Genomic DNA, 16,273 nt, shown 5'->3' on the forward strand with positions numbered 1-16,273 from the left:
CTGGTGCGCGAGAGACCGTGGTCAGAGGATGAACTCAATCATGGCCGGTCCGATCAATCCGATGAACACACTGAGCACGGCGGTCGCTCCCAACGCCAGGCCCGCAGCCGCCGCCCGCTGCGGAGCATCCCGGCGGCGCAGGCCCAGCCCGCCGGCGATGCACGCGATCAGGCCGAGAACACCTGTCGCGACCGTGAGCGGCAGGAAGAACAGGGAGAGAGTACGAGCCGGGATGTCGAGCGTGGCCATCAGATGCGGGAACGCGAACGAGAACGTCTGCTGCCCCAGTCCAATCACCGTCACCGCGATGCCGACGGCCAAGGCCACCGACCCTGGGGTGTTCCGCACCCGGGCCGATGGCGCGACGGCACCGTACTCACCTGGCTTCGGCTCCTGATGCGGTGGCGGCGTGGGTTCGTGATATGCCATGAGGCGAGTTTCGCTCATCGCAGGTCCGTTCGCCAGGCCCGGCGATGGGGAGAACTACCGCTGCGGGCGTCGCCGGGTGGGCCCCCGGCGAGCCGGCTGGGTCACGGGCTCCACCTGGGGAGCCGGTGGAACTGCCCTCTGCACGGAACCGGAGCCGACGAGTTCGACCGGTTCCCCGTGGTGAGTGGTCGTGAACGTCTCACCCTCGATGAGGCGGTAGGTGGCGAGTTCCTGACCATCGATGCGGGTGACCTCCACCTCGATCACGCGCTTCTCGCTGCGGATCCGGAATCGGAGTCGAGTCAGGGCCTCGGGCAGGCGCGGGGCGAACGAGACGTACCCCCCGTGATCGCGCATGCCTCCGAAGCCGCACGCGGCCACCTGCCAACTGCCACCCATCGCGGCGATGTGCAGGCCGTCATCGACGTTGCCGTGCAGGTCGCCCAGATCCACCAATGCCACTTCGGCCCAGTAATCGTAGGCGAGGTTCAGGTGCCCGGTCTCGGCCGCGAGCACCGCCTGGGTGGCCGCCGAGAGGGAGGAGTCTCGCACGGTGCGCGCCTCGTAGTAGGCGAAGTTGCGGGATTTCTGCTCCGGAGTGAAGAGATCACCGCGCAGCTGCATCGCGAGTACGAGGTCTGCCTGCTTGACCACCTGCTTGCGATAGATCTGGAAGTACGGGTAGTGCAGCAGGAGCGGGTAGAACTCGTCCGCCGTCTTCTCGAAGTCCCATTCGTCCTGTTTGGTGAAGTCCTCGGATTGGGCATGCACGCCGAGCTCGTCGTCGTACGGGATCGCCATCTCAGAGGCGGCACGGCGCCACATCGCGATCTCGCTCGCCGTGACACCCAGCGCCGACGCTGTGCCCGGATTGCGTTCGCACGCGTGGGCCGCCTCGGTGAGATTCGCCTGAGCCATGACGTTCGTGTAGAGGTTGTCGTCCACGATCGCGGTGTACTCGTCCGGGCCGGTCACGCCGTCGATGTGGAAGGCGCCGTCGAAGTGCCCCAGCGAGATCCACAGTCGTGCGGTTTCAGTGAGCAGTTCGGTGCCCGGGCCGGCATCGAACTCGTCGTCTCCGGTGGCTGCCACGTACCGCGCCGTGGCGTTCGCCACGGCGGAGTTCACGTGGAATGCCGCCGTGCCCGCGGGCCAGTATCCGGAACACTCCTTGCCGGTGATGGTCCGCCATGGGAACGCCGCTCCCGCCAACCCGAGTTCGGTGGCCCGTGCCCGCGCCTCTGGCAGCGTGTCCCGCCGCCAGAGCAGGTGGTCCCGGGCCGCCGAGGGCATCGTGTAGGTGAGCATCGGCAGGGCGAACAGGTCGGCATCCCAGAAGGTGTGCCCGTCATAGCCGATCCCGCTCAAGCCCTTGGCGCCGAGACCCTGGCCTTCCGCACGGGCTGAGCACTGCAGCACGTGGAACATCGAAACCCGCACCGCCTGTTGCAGGCCCGGATCGCCGTCGATCTCGACATCGGCGTGCTGCCAGAAGTCGTCCAGGTAGGCACGCTGCTTCTCCAGCAGTTCGTCCCACCCGATGAGCTTTCCGACGGCGAGCGCTGCTTCCACCTGATCGCGCAGCGCCGGGGTGGACCTGCGGTGCGACCAGCCGTAGGACAGGTACTTGACCATGCGCAACTTACTGCCCTTGGGCAGCTGAGCAGTGACCGTATACCGGGCAAGGTCCCCGCTCGCCTCGATCGTGGTCTGTGCCCCCTGGGGAACTTCAAGCACATGATCCATCCCGGCCGCCATCCGCAACTTGCTGCGCCGGGTGCGGTGCATCAACACGGCCTGCTGCCCGCGGGCGCCCGAACCCTCAGACTTCAGCGGCCGGTCCAGTACGGCGGCATCACGCGGATCTGAGGACGGAGTCGCGTTCTGCTCGTTGGCCAGCAGGTCGGAGTACAGGGCGAGGTAAACGTTGTCGTCGAGGGCCTCCACCTCGTAGTGGATGGCGGCCAGCGAGCGGTGCGCGAAGGAGACGAGGCGCCGAGAGGTCACCCGCACCGACTGCCCGTTCGGTGAGGTCCATTCCGTGCTCCGGTCGAGCGTGCCGCTGCGCAGATCGAGGGCTCGCTCATGGCTGTGCGTGGTGCCGTAGCGCAGGTCGAACGGGGAGTCCCCGACGAACAGTCGGATCAGCTTGCCGTCGGTGACGTTGACGACGGTCTCACCGGATTCGGGAAATCCGTAGCCGGCTTCGGCGTGCGGGAGCGGTCGCTGTTCGTAGAAACCATTGATGTAGGTCCCCGGTTCCACCCGCGGTTCGCCCTCCTCGAGGGAACCGCGCATTCCGAAGTGGCCGTTGGAGAGGGTGAAGAGGGTCTCACTGGCGGCCACATCGTCGAGCAGCAGACCGCTTCGGGTGAGCTTCCATGGATGGATGCCGTATCCGCGGCGATGGTCGGCGTACTCGGTGGAATCCCCCGCCTCGCCGGTGTGCGCGTGCTGGCCGTGTCCATTCGTCATCGGCTCTCCCGGTTGGTCTCGGCGGAGTCGGCCAGGTCTGCCCCGGTGGCAGGAATCGCGCCGCCGGGCGGTTGTTCCAGCGACGATCGGTCCGGGATGAGTTCGCCCAGGTCGCCGACCACGAGATCGGCGCCCGCTTCGGAGAGGGCATGCGCGTGGCCGAGCCGGTCCACGCCGATCACGTAGCCGAACTCGCCAGCCCGGCCGGCTTCGACTCCAGCGATCGCGTCTTCGATCACCACGGCGTGCTCAGGAGATATGTCGAGCGCCGCGGCACCGGCGAGGAAGGTATCCGGTGCCGGTTTGCCCGGCAGGGAGCGCTCCGCGGCCACCACGCCGTCGATCCGGGCGTCGAACTGATCGATCAGACCGGCCGCCGTGAGCACGGCGACGGCGTTGGCAGAAGCGGTGACGACCGCCGTCGGGATCCCGGCCTCGCGCACGGCGGCGAGGTAGGCAACGGAACCGGGGAAGGTCTCCACGCCGCGCTCATCCAGGATGCGCCGCACGTCCGCGTCCTTGCGGTTGCCGATGCCGCACACGGTCTCCGCGGACGGCGGGTCGTCGGGGGAGCCCTCGGGTGGGGTGATACCCCGCGACGTGAGGAAGGTGCGCACCCCGTCGTACCGCCGCCGGCCGTCCACATGGGCGGCATAGTCCGACTCGGTGAACTCGGCGAGCCCTTGTGCGGTCAGGATCGCATCGAAGGTCTGCTTCCACGCCGCGTAGTGGAGCGTGGCGGTCCTGGTGAGCACGCCGTCCAGGTCGAACAGGCATGCCCGGATGTGCGAGGGCAGGCCGAGACGACGGAGCGTTTCGGGGAGAGGGCTCATTCACGAAACGCTACTGGCGCGAGCCCTCCAGGGTCGAACTCTCCGGTGCTGTGGCGGGTTGCAGTCTGGTGACGGTTTCGTTACCGGGGGCGTCGCCGCTCCGCCGGCCGTGCCGCCCCGCGCGCGGGTTCGACCACCTTGGCCGCCTTCACCTCCGTCTGGATGCCCCGGAACAGCGCGAACGCCATGGCGAACACCATGATGAAGATGGGCAATCCGATCACGGTGATCACTTCTTGGAGGGCTTTCAATCCGGCGTCCCCGGCGAGCACGATCAGTGAGGCGGCCAGGGTGCCCTCGGCGATCCCCCAGAACATCCGCTGGCGGACCGGACCAGCATCGACGTCACCGGTGCACAGCATGTCCACCACGAGCGAGGCCGAGTCGGAGGAGGTGGCGAAGAAGACCGCCACGATCAGCACGGCCAGCCCTTGGATCAGTGTGATCACCCCCTCCGGAACCGTGAATTGGTCGAAGAAGGTGAACATCGCCAGTGGCACGTTCTCCTCGGTGACAACCCGTTGTGTGATCTCTCCGCCGCTGCCGCCGATTCCGTCGAAGTCCATGGCGGACCAACCGAAGATGGCGAACCAGACGATGGTGAACATCGTCGGCGCCACGAGCACGCCGAGCACGAACTCGCGGATGGTGCGCCCCTTGGAGATGCGGGCGAGGAAGATTCCCATGAATGGTGCCCAGGTCACGGTCCAGGCCCAGTAGAAGACGGTCCAGGTGGCCTGCCAGCCCCACCCTTCTTCGGTGTAGCGGGACATGGCGTCGTTCCAGAACGAGAGCGGGATGATCGAGGTGGCGTAGATGCTGATTGTCTCCACGATCTGCCGCGCCAGAAACACGGTGGAACCGGCGATGAACACGAAGACCATGAGTCCGACGGCCGCTCCGATGTTGATATTCGAGAGCCGTTTGATGCCCTTGTCCAGGCCGGCCACGATGGAGCTGACGGCGACTGTGGTCAGCACCGCGATGATGATGACCTTCACCAGGACCGAGTCGGGCACGCTGAGCAACTCGGTGAGGCCGGCGTTGATCTGCTGCGTGCCCAAACCGATGGAGACGGCAACTCCGAAGAGCGTGCCGAGGATCGCGAAGATATCGATCGTCCGGCCGATCGGCCCGTAGATCCGGTCCTTCAGCAGGGGGTAGAAGACCGAACTGACCCGCATGGGCAGCTTGAACCGGTAGACGAAGAAGGCGAACGCGAGGCCAGGCAGGGTGAAGATCGCCCAGGTATGCAGACCGAAGTGGTAGATGGAGAATCCCATCGCCTGTTCGGCCGCCTCGATCGTGAATGGCACGACCTCATCGCGTGGCGGTTGGGAGAAGTGGTAGATGGGTTCGGCCACTCCCCAGAACATCAGGATGGTGCCGATTCCGCCGGCGAACAACATCGTGAACCAGGAGACGTTGCCGTAGGTGGGTTTGGCGTCGTCGTCACCCAGCCGGATCCGACCGTAACGGCTCACGGCCAGGCCGACGAGGAAGATCAGCCACGCCGAGACCCCGAAGATGAAGAACCAGCCGAGGTTCGTCACGATCCATTCGCGGCCGGCGGTGAACGTCTCACCGGTCTGATTGGGGAAGATCACCAGCAGGATCAGGAAGAGAACCATCAGGCCGGCCGCCACGAAGAAGATCGTGGGATCGGTTCTCAGGCCAAGCCGGTCGGCCCAGGACTGGAACGTGCGGGACAGGCCCGAGCGCGGTTCGCTCTGGCCGGTCGACTGGTCCGTCATGTGCGTTCCCTTCGATAGCTGCCACGAGTGCCATCAGCCGTGTGGGATCCGACTGCTCACCCCGTCCGAGCCGATCGATTCGCCCACTGTGGCCTGGATCACGTTCAGTAGCAAGCCGTAGGGGCGTTCGGTGTGTCATCGAGCCAGGAGGCCCCCGTGCCCGCCATCACGGGAGTGATCATGATCTGAGCGCCCAGGACCTCGCCCGGGCCGGAGGTGGGTCACGCCGGAAGTCCGCCCCGGGCGCAGTGGGCGGCCCGCTTCAGCAGATGCCGGCGTTCGGGCTCGCTGGTAGCTGCCCGAGCGGCGAGGACGTACAGCTCTGCCGCGCGGGCGGTGTCGCCGGCTCGCTCAGACAGCCAGGCGGCCACCGCGTCCCGGCGAGGGACGCCGTCGGGCACCTCCTGCAGGGCACGCAGACCCGCCAGCGGGCCGTCGGTCTGCCCCACGGCCACGGCGCGGTTGAGCGCAACGACGGGGCTGGCACCGCTCAGTCGCATCAGCTCGTCGTACCAGCTGAGGATCTGCGGCCAGTCGGTCTCCTCGGCGCGTGGGGCGTCGTCGTGCAGGGCCGCGATCGCGGCCTGGACCTGGTACTCCCCGTGCCGGTCCTGGGCCAGCGCCCGCTGCAGGATCTCGACTCCTTCGGCGATCATCGCCGTGTCCCACCGCGAACGATCCTGCTCGTCCAGCGGCACCAGCTCCCCGGTCCCCGTGAACCGGGCAGCTCGGCGGGCATGGTGTAGCAGCATCAGGGCGAGCAGGCCGTGTGTCTCTGGTTCGCTCTCGGCGGCGGCGAGCTGTCGGGTCAGCCGGATCGCCTCCTCGGCCAGGTCCACCTTCCCGGTGAACCCCTCGTTGAACACCAGGTACAGCACGTGCAGCACGGTGGCGGAGGCGCCGAGCCGGTCGAACCGGGCCCCCGCCAGCGTGCGTTTCGCGCGGCTGATCCGTTGCGCCATCGTCGCCTCCGGCACCAGGTACGCCCGGGCGATCTGCGCCGTCGTGAGGCCGCCGACCGCCCGCAGGGTGAGGGCGATCGCCGACGCAGGGCTCAGGTCCGGGTGGCAACAGCGAGTGAGGAGTAGCAGCGTGTCATCGTGTTCCTCGGTGGCGCCGGGAGGAGGGGCGACGGCGACTGTCACCTCCCGCCGCCGCCTCGCCTCGTCTGCGCGGACGGCATCGAGGAACTTGCGCCATGCCACCCGCACCAACCACGCGGCCGGATCTGCCGGCCGCGCCTCGGGCCAGCGCCGCGCGGCCTCCAGCAGAGCCTCTTGCACAGCGTCCTCGGCCGCCGTGAACTCGGCTCCACGGCGAACGAGAACAGCCAGGGTGCGCGGTCCCAGAGTGCGCAGCAGATCATCCATCACCGGGCCCGGATGTTCAGCCGATCGCGGGTGGCTCGGTCAGGAACGGACGAACCTCGATCCACTCCTTGATCGTGCGGCCACCTGGCCCGGGCGCCGAGGAGAGGAACGCCGCGACTTCGTGGGCGCGCTCGGTGGAGTCCACATCGATCATCATCCACCCGGCGATCAGGTCTTTCGACTCCGCGAACGGGCCGTCGGTGAGCGGAGGCCGTCCTTCACCGTCATAGCGAACGAACGTGCCCTCGGGGGAGAGCGCCTGGGCGTCCACGAACTCGCCCCGCTCGCGGAGTGTGTCTGCCACGTGGTCCATGAACGCGATGTGCGCGTCGATTTCCTCCGGTGCCCACTGCTCCATCGGAATGCTGCCCTCGGCGGTGGGCTGCGGGCCGCCGCGGTAATGCTTGAGCAAGAGGTATTTCGCCATTGTTCCTTCTCCTGTGATCCGTGCCGGCCAGTCTGCCGTCATCATCTCGAAGACGGAGCCGAAACCGACGTCTCGACATCGGCGCGAAGTTTTCGCCCTGGCGAACCCGCGAATTTCTTCGTACTCTCATTTTGTCTTGTCAATTCGCCCGCGGGTGCGCCGTTTCGAGCGTTCGCCGACGTGGTGGCAAAGGGCCACCATCCATCCCCCACGTGAGCTGGAGTCCTGCCGTGTCAACCATCCCCGAACTGGCCCCCCAGGAGGCGCCAGAGAGCGACGCGGCCATCGTGGCCGCGGTGCGCCGAGGGCGAGTGGGCGAGTTCGCGGTGCTGTACGAGCGGTACAAGGACCAGGCCATGCGGATCGCCCGCCGTGATGCGGGACCAGACGACGCCCCCGACCTCGTCCAGGAGACGTTCGCTCGGGTGCTGCAGGCCATCCGCAAGGGCGGCGGCCCCACCGAAGACGTGCCCGGGTACCTGTTCCGCACGTTGCGCAACCTCCGTATCGACCGGGGCGGGCGCCGGGAGGCGCCTGCCGACGATGTCGAGTCGCTGGGACCCCCGGGATTGTGGGTGGTCGACGATGACGCCGATGCGACCCTTGACCGCGGGCTTGTGTCCGAGGCATTCAAGGGGCTACCGCCGCGCTGGCGTGAGGTGCTCTGGCTCACGGAGGTCGAGGGCGCCGGCCCGGGTGAACTGTCCGAGCGGATGGGAATGCGCCCGACGGCGATCTCCACCCTCTCCGCACGCGCCAGGCAGGGCTTCCGGTCGGCCTGGCTGCAGGCACATCTGCGCTCCGACGGCGCCCCTGACGCGTGCCGTCCGGTGATCGCACGTCTCGGCGACTACGAGACCGGGCGCCTCTCCAGTCGTCGCCGGGCTGAGGTTCAGCGGCACCTGGCTACCTGCACGGACTGCCCGGTCCTGCTCACCGAACTGACCGCCGTCTCGGAACGGCTCGGCGCCATGTTGTTGCCGCTGGTGATCCTTGCCCCGAACGCCATCTGGTGGGTGTTCGGCGGTGGGGTGGCCAAGGCCGGCGTGCTCCTGGTCGGAGGGGTCCAGAGCGCGGGGCGCAGGCTCCGCAGTCCGAAGCTGGTCCTCGGTGCCGTGACGGGGGCGACGGCTGTTGTTGCAGTCGCGGTGGCCGCCTACGCATGGGACCCGCCTGGGTCCCCGCCGGACGGGCAGGTCCCGGGCGCCACGGCGACCGCCGATGCCACGCCACCCTCGAGCCCGGACCCATCAGGCGGGATTGCAACGAGCGGCAGCGAGACCTCACCACAACCCGCCGAGGATGCGGAACCGACCGAGGGCCCTGCTCCGGAGCCGGCGCCTGGCGATCGCCCACCGGCTCCCGCGCCCGAGCCGGGCCTACCCGAGGCTGAGCAGGTACCCGGATCCGGGACCCGCCCCGCCCCCGAGCCTCAGCCGCAACCGACTCCCGCGCCCGGCCCCACACAGGAACCCGACCCGCAGGAGCCCGAGCCGACCCCTGGCCCCACCCCTGATCCCGAGCCGACCCCCGATCCCACCGAGGATCCGGAGCCTGAACTCGTCCCGCCTCCACCACCGGTCATCGAGCTGCCGAACCAGACCGAGGTCCGCGTCGCGCCTGTCCTGGTCGGGACGGCGCTACCTGGCGTGGTCGTGACGGTGACCGGTGACGATGCGCCCGCCGGAACAGCCGTGGCCGACGAGGATGGCGCGTGGACGCTCGTGCCCGAGAGCCCGGCCCAGTTCTACACCGCCACCCAAGAGGTGGTGGACGGAGCCTCCGAGGAGTTCGTTGGCACGTCAGGACCCAGCAACGTGGTCGGCCCGTTCCAGTACACGCCGCCACAGTGGGTAGGGATCTCCGACGGGTCCACCCGCCCCCTCGCCGACTACGACGACGATGGCGATCGTGATGATCTGCTGATCTCCTTCCAGGGCGAGCCGGGCACAACGATTCGCGTCCTCGTGGACGGCATCGATGTTGGCGGGACCGTGATCAGTGATGCCGGGGCCATCGAGCGCTACGTGCCCGACATTGCCGCGGGTGTGCATGAGCTCGGCGTGCACTACGTCGATCCGGACACCGGCGCGAGGGGCCCGGCAATGATCGTGACGATCACCGCGGTATGACGAGACCGTCAAGGTAACTGCCGTCAATTCCCCCTGATCGCCATCTGGCGGCCGACGCGCTCCGGTGCCACGCTGAGGAAATGCCCCATATCCCGGGGTCACCCCCACAGTCCGTCACGAACGGACGAGAGAGTGAGCACCCATGCGAGTCGGCGTCGTCACGGAGATCAAGAACAACGAGTATCGGGTCTCGGCCACACCCGCGGGTGTGCACGAGCTGGTTGAGCACGGTCATCAGGTACGGGTCCAATCAGGCGCGGGTTCGGGATCCTCGTGTGGTGACGAGGCCTATGCCGCCGCCGGTGCTGAGCTCGTCGAGGGCGCCGCCGATGTGTGGGACTGGGCCGAGCTGGTGCTCAAGGTGAAGGAGCCGATCGCCGAGGAGTACAGATACCTGCGCGAAGGGCTCACGCTCTTCACCTACCTGCACCTGGCAGCCGACGAGCGACTCACCCGCGCGCTTGTTGAGTCCGGAGCCACCGCGATCGCGTACGAGACGGTCCAGGCGCCGGACGGGTCGCTGCCGTTGCTCGCTCCGATGAGCGAGGTGGCCGGCCGCCTGGCCACCCAGGTCGGTGCGATCCACCTGATGCGCCCCTACCGGGGTCGTGGTCAGTTGCTCGGGGGCGTGCCCGGGACGCCCCGAGGCAGAGTATTGGTGATCGGCGGCGGCGTGGCCGGCGAGCATGCGGCGACGATCGCCGTCGGAATGCAGGCTCACGTCACGGTGCTCGACGTGTCGTTGCCCAAGTTGCGTGCCCTGGATGCGCGGTTTGGACCGCGCATCAGTACGGCACGGTCGAACGCCTACATCGTGGCCGAACATGTGCGGGAGGCTGACCTGGTGATCGGCGCAGCCCTCGTGCCCGGTGCCGAGGCGCCGACATTGGTCACCGATGCGATGGTGGCCACGATGCGTCCGGGTTCAGTGCTGGTCGACATTGCCATCGATCAGGGTGGCTGCTTCGAGGGATCGCGGCCGACCACGCACGACGATCCCGTTTTCGCGGTGCATGATTCGCTCTACTACTGCGTGGCGAATATGCCCGGTGCGGTGCCGATCACCTCAACGATCGCGCTCACCAACGCCACCTTGCCCTACGCACTGGCGATCGCCGACGCGGGGTGGCGCACCGCCGTCGAGGCTGTTCCGGCTCTTGCCCGCGGCGTGAATCTCACCGAGGGGCGCCTGGTGAACACAGCCGTCGGACACGCCCACGGAATCGACGCGGAACCACTGTGAGGCACGCTGCGACCATGTTGACCGGTTCCGGCCCTCAGCGGTGCACCCCGGTCTCGTGACGCAGATGCCCCGCGGGTTCGAGCTGAAACGTGCAGTGCTCCACATCGAAGTGCCCCTCCAGGCACGCGGCGAGGGCGTCCAGGGTGGCGCACTCCAGGTCGGGATCCACTTCCCCGGCACCGCGAGTGTCCAGCACCACGTGTGCGGACAACACCGGCACGCCGCTGGTGATGGTCCACGCGTGCACATCATGCACGTCCTGCACGGCAGGCAGGTCGGTGATGTGCTGGCGCACAGTCTCCAGGTCGACACCGCGAGGCGTCGACTCCAGCAGCACATCGGCCACGTCCTTGAGCAGGATGAGCGCGCGCGGCAGGATGAGCGCCCCGATGGCGAACGAGGCGATGGCGTCCGCCCTGGTCCACCCGGTGGTCATGATCACCACGCCAGCAACGATCACGGCCGCGGAGCCGACCAGGTCACCGAACACCTCCAGGTAAGCCCCCCGCATGTTCAGGCTCTGCCCGCGGGCTCCTGCGAGCAGCAGCAGCGAGACGAGATTGGCGAGTGCGCCCACCACAGCCGCCACGAGCATCGGCCCGGTCTGGATGTCCGGTTCGGCGCCCCAGCGCAGGAGAGCCTCCCGGATCACCAGCACGCCGACGGCGCACAGCACCATGGCATTGACCATCGCCGCGAGCACTTCGGCGCGCTGCCAGCCGAACGTCCGGCTCTGGGTGGCCGGGCGGGTGGCCAGGTGGGCAGCGATCAGGGCGATTGCCACACCGGCTGAATCGGTGAGCATATGCCCGGCATCCGCGAGCAGGGACAGAGATCCGGAGATCCACGCCCCCACCGCCTGGGCGATCATTGCCGTGAGTGTGATGGCCAGGACCACCTGCAGCCGTCGGCGATTCGCGTGCGTGGCGGTCACGCCGTGGTCGTGACCATGGCTGCGGCCGTTCGCCATTGCGAGTACCTCCGTACGCTCGTCCAGTTGTCCGAGCATACCGCCCAGGGGTATGCTTCGGATACCCCCTGGAGGTATCCAGGGTTCGAAGTGGAGGAGGCGCATGAGTACCACCGACCAGGCTCAGGGTGACCAGCGGCGGATCGAACTCGGCATCGGGGGCATGACGTGTGCTTCGTGCGCCGCGCGCGTCGAGAAGCGGCTGAATCGCCTCGACGGAGCCAGCGCCAGCGTGAACTACGCCACTGAGAAGGCGCGGATCTTCACGGCGCCGAACGTCACCACAGCCGAACTGATCGAGGCTGTGGAGCAGGCCGGGTACACCGCGCACGAGCTGCGCACTCAGGCAACGCAGCCCGACGGCGGCCCCACCGACAGTGGAACCCTCACCACCGCGGAGGACCAGGCTGGCCCGCACAGCCTTGCCCAGCTGCGCCACCGGCTGATCGTCAGCGCGCTCCTGTCGGTGCCGGTGATCGTGCTTGCCATGGTGCCGGCGCTGCAGTTCACCAACTGGCAGTGGCTCAGCCTCACGCTGGCCGCGCCTGTGGTGGTCTGGGGGGCCGCGCCGTTCCACCGCGCTGCGTGGACGAACCTCAAGCACGGCGCCGCCACGATGGACACTCTCATCTCGATGGGCACCCTGGCCGCATTCACCTGGTCGCTGTGGGCGCTGTTCTTCGGCACCGCCGGCCACCCCGGGATGACCCACCCGTTCTCCCTGACCCTCGGAACGCAGGACCCCACCGGGGCCCTCTACCTCGAAGTTGCCGCAGGCGTCACCACGTTCATCCTGGCCGGGCGCTACTTCGAACTGCGTGCCCGCCGCAACGCCGGTGCGGCATTGCGCGCCCTCCTCGACCTTGGCGCCAAGGACGTCACCCTGCTGCACGGCGGTCAGGAAGTCCGCCGGCCGGTCGCTGAACTGGCGGTCGGTGATGAATTCGTCGTGCGCCCGGGCGAGACGATCGCCACCGACGGTGAGGTGATCGAAGGGCGCTCCGCCGTCGACGTCTCCATGCTCACCGGAGAATCGGTGCCGGCAGAGGTGGAGGCGGGGGGCGCCGTCGTGGGCGCCTCGGTGAACGTGGGCGGACGCCTCGTGGTGCGCGCCACCCGGATCGGGGCGGATACTCAGCTCGCGAAGATCGCCGCCCTGGTGGAAGAAGCGCAGAACGGGAAGGCGGCTGTGCAACGGCTCGCCGATCGCATCTCCGCGGTGTTCGTGCCGATCGTGATCGTGATCGCCCTCGCCACCCTCGCCGCGTGGTGGGGCAGCTCCGGTGAGCCGGCCAGCGCGTTCACGGCCGCCGTGGCCGTGCTGATCATCGCCTGCCCCTGCGCGCTCGGCTTGGCCACACCGACGGCGTTGCTCGTGGGGACCGGACGAGGTGCTCAGCTCGGGGTGCTCATCCGCGGGCCCGAGGTACTCGAGTCGACCCGCAAGGTCGACACTGTGGTGCTCGACAAGACCGGGACGGTGACCACAGGAAAGATGGCTTTGCTCTCCGTGACCGCGGTATCCGCAGAGCACGGTGCTGACGAGGGCGGTGCTGACGAAGGTGGCGCTGACGAGGGCGCTGCCGACGAGAGCAGCGAGAACGAGGTGCTGCGCCGGGCCGGGGCCGTGGAGCACGCCTCTGAGCACCCCATCGCGGCCGCGGTGGCCGTCGCGGCGCGGGAGCGGCTCGGCGAGCTTCCCGCCGTCACCGACTTCGAGAACCTCGCCGGGCGTGGTGTGCGCGGCACCGTGGACGGCGTCGAGGTACTGGTCGGTCGCCCGGCCGTCCTGGCCGACGCCGGATATGCGCCCGCGCCTGCCGAGGTGTGGGACGAGGTGTCCGCGCGGGGTGCCACCGTGATCGCCGTCGGGTGGCAGGGGCGCACCCGCGGGCTGATCGAGGTGGGCGACACCGTCAAGGACACCTCCGCCGAGGCGGTGCAGATGCTCCGCGACCTGGGCTTGGAACCCGTGCTGCTCACTGGCGACAACGACCGTGCCGCGCAGCGAGTGGCCGCCGAGGTGGGGATCACCGAAGTGATCGCGGAGGTACTGCCGGCCGAGAAGGTGGACCAGGTGCGCCGACTGCAGGAGTCCGGCCGGGTGGTGGCCATGGTGGGGGACGGCGTGAATGACGCCGCCGCGCTCGCCACCGCCGATCTCGGACTGGCCATGGGCACTGGCACCGATGCCGCCATCGAGGCGAGCGACATCACCCTGGTCAGCGGCGATCTTCGCGCTGCAGCCGATGCGGTCCGGCTGGCGCGCCGCACGCTCAACACCATCAAGGGCAACCTGTTCTGGGCGTTCGCCTACAACGTGGCTGCCATTCCGGTGGCGGCGCTCGGGCTGCTGAATCCGATGATCGCCGGGGCCGCGATGGCGTTCTCGTCGGTGTTCGTGGTGACGAACAGCCTGCGGCTGCGCGCCTTCCGCACCGCGCTCCGATGAGAACTGCGCTCCGATGAGAACTGCGCTCCGATGAGAACGCGCTCCGGTGAGGATCCTCGATCCAGCACCGCGCGGTCGCCATCGTGGCCTCGTGCCCGTCACCTCGGCAGCGGCCCCGGGCGTTGCTCAGGTCTGACGGACCGGTTTGGCAGGCACCCGGACCAGGAGGGAGCCGTGATCGACCTGCGCGCGCAATCGCACCACCTGGCCAAGGTACTCACCATCGACCTGGAAATGCTCTGGGTGGCGCAGGGTCAACCGCACGTCCCGGGTGCGTCGCACGAGCACGGCCGCACCGGTACGCAGTGGCCGCCGGTGGCCATGTTTGCGGCGGAGCCGTCGCACCGCGCCGTTCTCCTGCAGGAACCACGAGGCCACCTCCCGCCAGCCTTTGGCGTCGTCGGCGTGCAGGAGCAGCAGGTCGAGTTCACCGTCATCCACCTCGGCGTCGGGAAGCAGCACCAGCCCGGCCGGCAACGCGCCACCGTTGGCGATGGCCAGAGTGAGAAGACGGGCATCTTGGGGCGGGTCGCCGTCAAGGCTGTAGGTCACATCGATCCGGTCCGAGCGGGTCATCCCACGGGTCACACCGGCCACGTAGGCGAGCCACCCGAGGTACTCCTTTGCCTCTGCCGAGGTATGCACCACCATCTGGGCGTCCACCCCGAAGCCGGCAAGCACGAGAAAGGTCCGGTGCAACCGCTGCCCATCGGCCAGATCGGCGGTGAGGCGACCGGTGTCTACGCGGCGATCGGCGCCGGTCAGCGCTGCGCGCAGGGAGGCGATCTGGTCCAGCACGGGCAGGCCGACGTTGCGGGCGAACAGATTCGTGGATCCGATCGGCCACAGGCCGAGCGGTTGTTCGGTGCCTGCCAGCACTTCCGCCGTCAGGCGTACCGTGCCGTCACCACCGGCCGCAATGACCACCTCGGCGTGCTCTCCACCGGCCTCGACGAGCCGGGATCGCAGCGTTTCAGCGGTGTCGTTGGCCTGGGTGGGCACCCAGATGGACGGTTCCCATCCGGCCCGGCGCTCCTCCCGGTTCATCACGCGGCGCCAGCGCGGGCCGGTCGCCTTGTCGGGGTGGTAGACGACGGCGGCACGCGGCTGTGCCATGTGTGCCTCCTGCTCGTTCGGTTCGGTGACGCTCTGCTCGTGCCAGTATCCGTCGTAGTCTGCCCTGGGTTGTGCCAGACGAGGTGATGGGAGAGGCGATGGGCGTCGTAGTGGTCGGTAGCGCGAATATGGATGTGGTGAGCCGGGTGCCGCGCATCCCCGGGCCGGGAGAGACGTTGCTTGCCCTCTCCTTCGCTCGCGGTGGTGGTGGCAAGGGTGCGAACCAGGCGGTGGCGGCGGCTCGGGCCGCAGGTGTGCAGACGGTGTTCGTCGGCGCCGTGGGCCGGGATGCCGACGGTGACTTCCTGCGCGCCGGGCTCGCCGGTGCCGGGGTGGACACCGGGGCGATTGCCACCTCTGAGGAGCCGACCGGCACCGCGCTGATCTCCGTGGCCGAGGACGGTGAGAACGCGATCGTGGTGGTGGGCGGTGCCAACGCGGCATTCACCACGCTCTCGGACCAGCAACGTGAGCGGGTGAGCACGGCCGATGTGCTGCTCGCCCAACTCGAGATCGCGCCCGAGGTGGTGCTCGCCGCCGCACAGGCACGGCCGGACGGCGCGCGGTTCGTGCTGAACGCCGCGCCGTCTGCCCCGCTCAGCGAGCAGATGTGGGCAGAGATCGACGTGCTGGTGGTGAATGAACACGAGGCGGCGGACCTCGCCCAGTCCCTGGGCGCACCGGATCGCGATCTCGATGCAGCCGTGGAACTGCTCGCCGAACGGGTCGACTCACTCGTGGTGACCCTCGGCGGCGAGGGATGCCTGGTGGTGGAAAACCGACGGCGGACCACAGTTCCCGCCATGAAGGTCACCCCGGTGGACACCACCGGTGCCGGAGACACCTTCGTCGGTGTGCTGGGTGCCCGGCTCGCGCTCGGGGATGATCTGGTGGAAGCCGCCCGATGGGGCTCCGTGGCGGCGGCGCTCGCCGTGCAGCGGCCCGGGGCCCAGAGCGGCGTTCCGTCAGCCGATGAGGTACGCGCCGCCCGCTGAGCCGCTGACGGCCCCGTCTGAACCCACTTTTCGCGTGTGAACCGCTGCCGTGGCGGGTTCACACACGAGAAGTGGGT

Annotated in this window: 12 protein-coding genes; 4 read left to right on the forward strand and 8 right to left on the reverse strand. The window is 68.5% G+C overall.

Translation table 11 applies throughout. The features are described 5' to 3' along the window. Positions 1 to 21: 21 nt before the first annotated feature. The 6 genes from LQF10_RS02105 to LQF10_RS02130 form a co-directional block, all read right to left on the reverse strand. Positions 22 to 429, reverse strand: a complete 408-nt coding sequence (locus LQF10_RS02105; RefSeq protein WP_231065858.1) for a hypothetical protein — start codon at positions 427 to 429, stop codon at positions 22 to 24. A 54-nt stretch (positions 430 to 483) separates the two neighbouring features. Then, positions 484 to 2,904 carry a glycoside hydrolase family 65 protein gene (locus LQF10_RS02110; RefSeq protein WP_231065859.1) on the reverse strand — a complete coding sequence of 807 codons (2,421 nt, stop codon included), beginning with the start codon at positions 2,902 to 2,904 and terminating at the stop codon, positions 484 to 486. After that, the gene (locus LQF10_RS02115; RefSeq protein ID WP_231065860.1) at positions 2,901 to 3,737 is read right to left on the reverse strand and encodes an HAD family hydrolase; all 837 of its coding nucleotides are present in this window, start codon (positions 3,735 to 3,737) and stop codon (positions 2,901 to 2,903) included. The genes LQF10_RS02110 and LQF10_RS02115 overlap by 4 nt, the downstream gene beginning before the upstream one ends. A gap of 80 nt (positions 3,738 to 3,817) precedes the next feature. Further along, positions 3,818 to 5,491, reverse strand: a complete 1,674-nt coding sequence (locus LQF10_RS02120) for a BCCT family transporter (RefSeq protein ID WP_231065861.1) — start codon at positions 5,489 to 5,491, stop codon at positions 3,818 to 3,820. 221 nt (positions 5,492 to 5,712) lie between these two features. Next, positions 5,713 to 6,861 (reverse strand): RNA polymerase sigma factor, encoded by a 1,149-nt coding sequence (locus LQF10_RS02125; RefSeq protein ID WP_231067226.1) that lies wholly within the window; start codon positions 6,859 to 6,861, stop codon positions 5,713 to 5,715. Positions 6,862 to 6,877: 16 nt separating this feature from the next. Continuing rightward, positions 6,878 to 7,288 carry a YciI family protein gene (locus LQF10_RS02130; RefSeq protein WP_231065862.1) on the reverse strand — a complete coding sequence of 137 codons (411 nt, stop codon included), beginning with the start codon at positions 7,286 to 7,288 and terminating at the stop codon, positions 6,878 to 6,880. Positions 7,289 to 7,518: 230 nt separating this feature from the next. Between LQF10_RS02130 and LQF10_RS19340 the strand changes: the two genes are divergently transcribed. Both LQF10_RS19340 and ald read left to right on the forward strand, forming a co-directional pair. Next, positions 7,519 to 9,420 carry a sigma-70 family RNA polymerase sigma factor gene (locus tag LQF10_RS19340; protein ID WP_290371130.1) on the forward strand — a complete coding sequence of 634 codons (1,902 nt, stop codon included), beginning with the start codon at positions 7,519 to 7,521 and terminating at the stop codon, positions 9,418 to 9,420. Between the two features lie 142 nt (positions 9,421 to 9,562). Further along, positions 9,563 to 10,663 carry an alanine dehydrogenase gene (gene ald / locus LQF10_RS02140; RefSeq protein ID WP_231065863.1) on the forward strand — a complete coding sequence of 367 codons (1,101 nt, stop codon included), beginning with the start codon at positions 9,563 to 9,565 and terminating at the stop codon, positions 10,661 to 10,663. A gap of 34 nt (positions 10,664 to 10,697) precedes the next feature. Here ald and LQF10_RS02145 read toward each other — a convergent pair whose 3' ends face one another. Further along, on the reverse strand, positions 10,698 to 11,672 hold the full coding sequence (locus LQF10_RS02145; protein ID WP_231065864.1) for a cation diffusion facilitator family transporter: 975 nt from the start codon (positions 11,670 to 11,672) through the stop codon (positions 10,698 to 10,700). 64 nt (positions 11,673 to 11,736) lie between these two features. On the opposite strand from LQF10_RS02145, the gene LQF10_RS02150 reads away from it, so the two are divergent. After that, positions 11,737 to 14,085 carry a heavy metal translocating P-type ATPase gene (locus LQF10_RS02150; RefSeq protein WP_231065865.1) on the forward strand — a complete coding sequence of 783 codons (2,349 nt, stop codon included), beginning with the start codon at positions 11,737 to 11,739 and terminating at the stop codon, positions 14,083 to 14,085. 126 nt (positions 14,086 to 14,211) lie between these two features. On the opposite strand, the gene LQF10_RS02155 is transcribed toward LQF10_RS02150, so the two are convergent. Further along, the gene (locus LQF10_RS02155) at positions 14,212 to 15,201 is read right to left on the reverse strand and encodes a diacylglycerol/lipid kinase family protein (protein WP_231065866.1); all 990 of its coding nucleotides are present in this window, start codon (positions 15,199 to 15,201) and stop codon (positions 14,212 to 14,214) included. A gap of 98 nt (positions 15,202 to 15,299) precedes the next feature. On the opposite strand from LQF10_RS02155, the gene LQF10_RS02160 reads away from it, so the two are divergent. Further along, a complete protein-coding gene (locus tag LQF10_RS02160) occupies positions 15,300 to 16,196 on the forward strand; it encodes a ribokinase (RefSeq protein ID WP_231065867.1) in 897 nt (298 codons plus the stop codon). The last annotated feature ends 77 nt before the right edge of the window (positions 16,197 to 16,273 follow it).

This window comes from Ruania halotolerans, from assembly GCF_021049285.1.
Lineage (GTDB): Bacteria > Actinomycetota > Actinomycetes > Actinomycetales > Beutenbergiaceae > Ruania > Ruania halotolerans.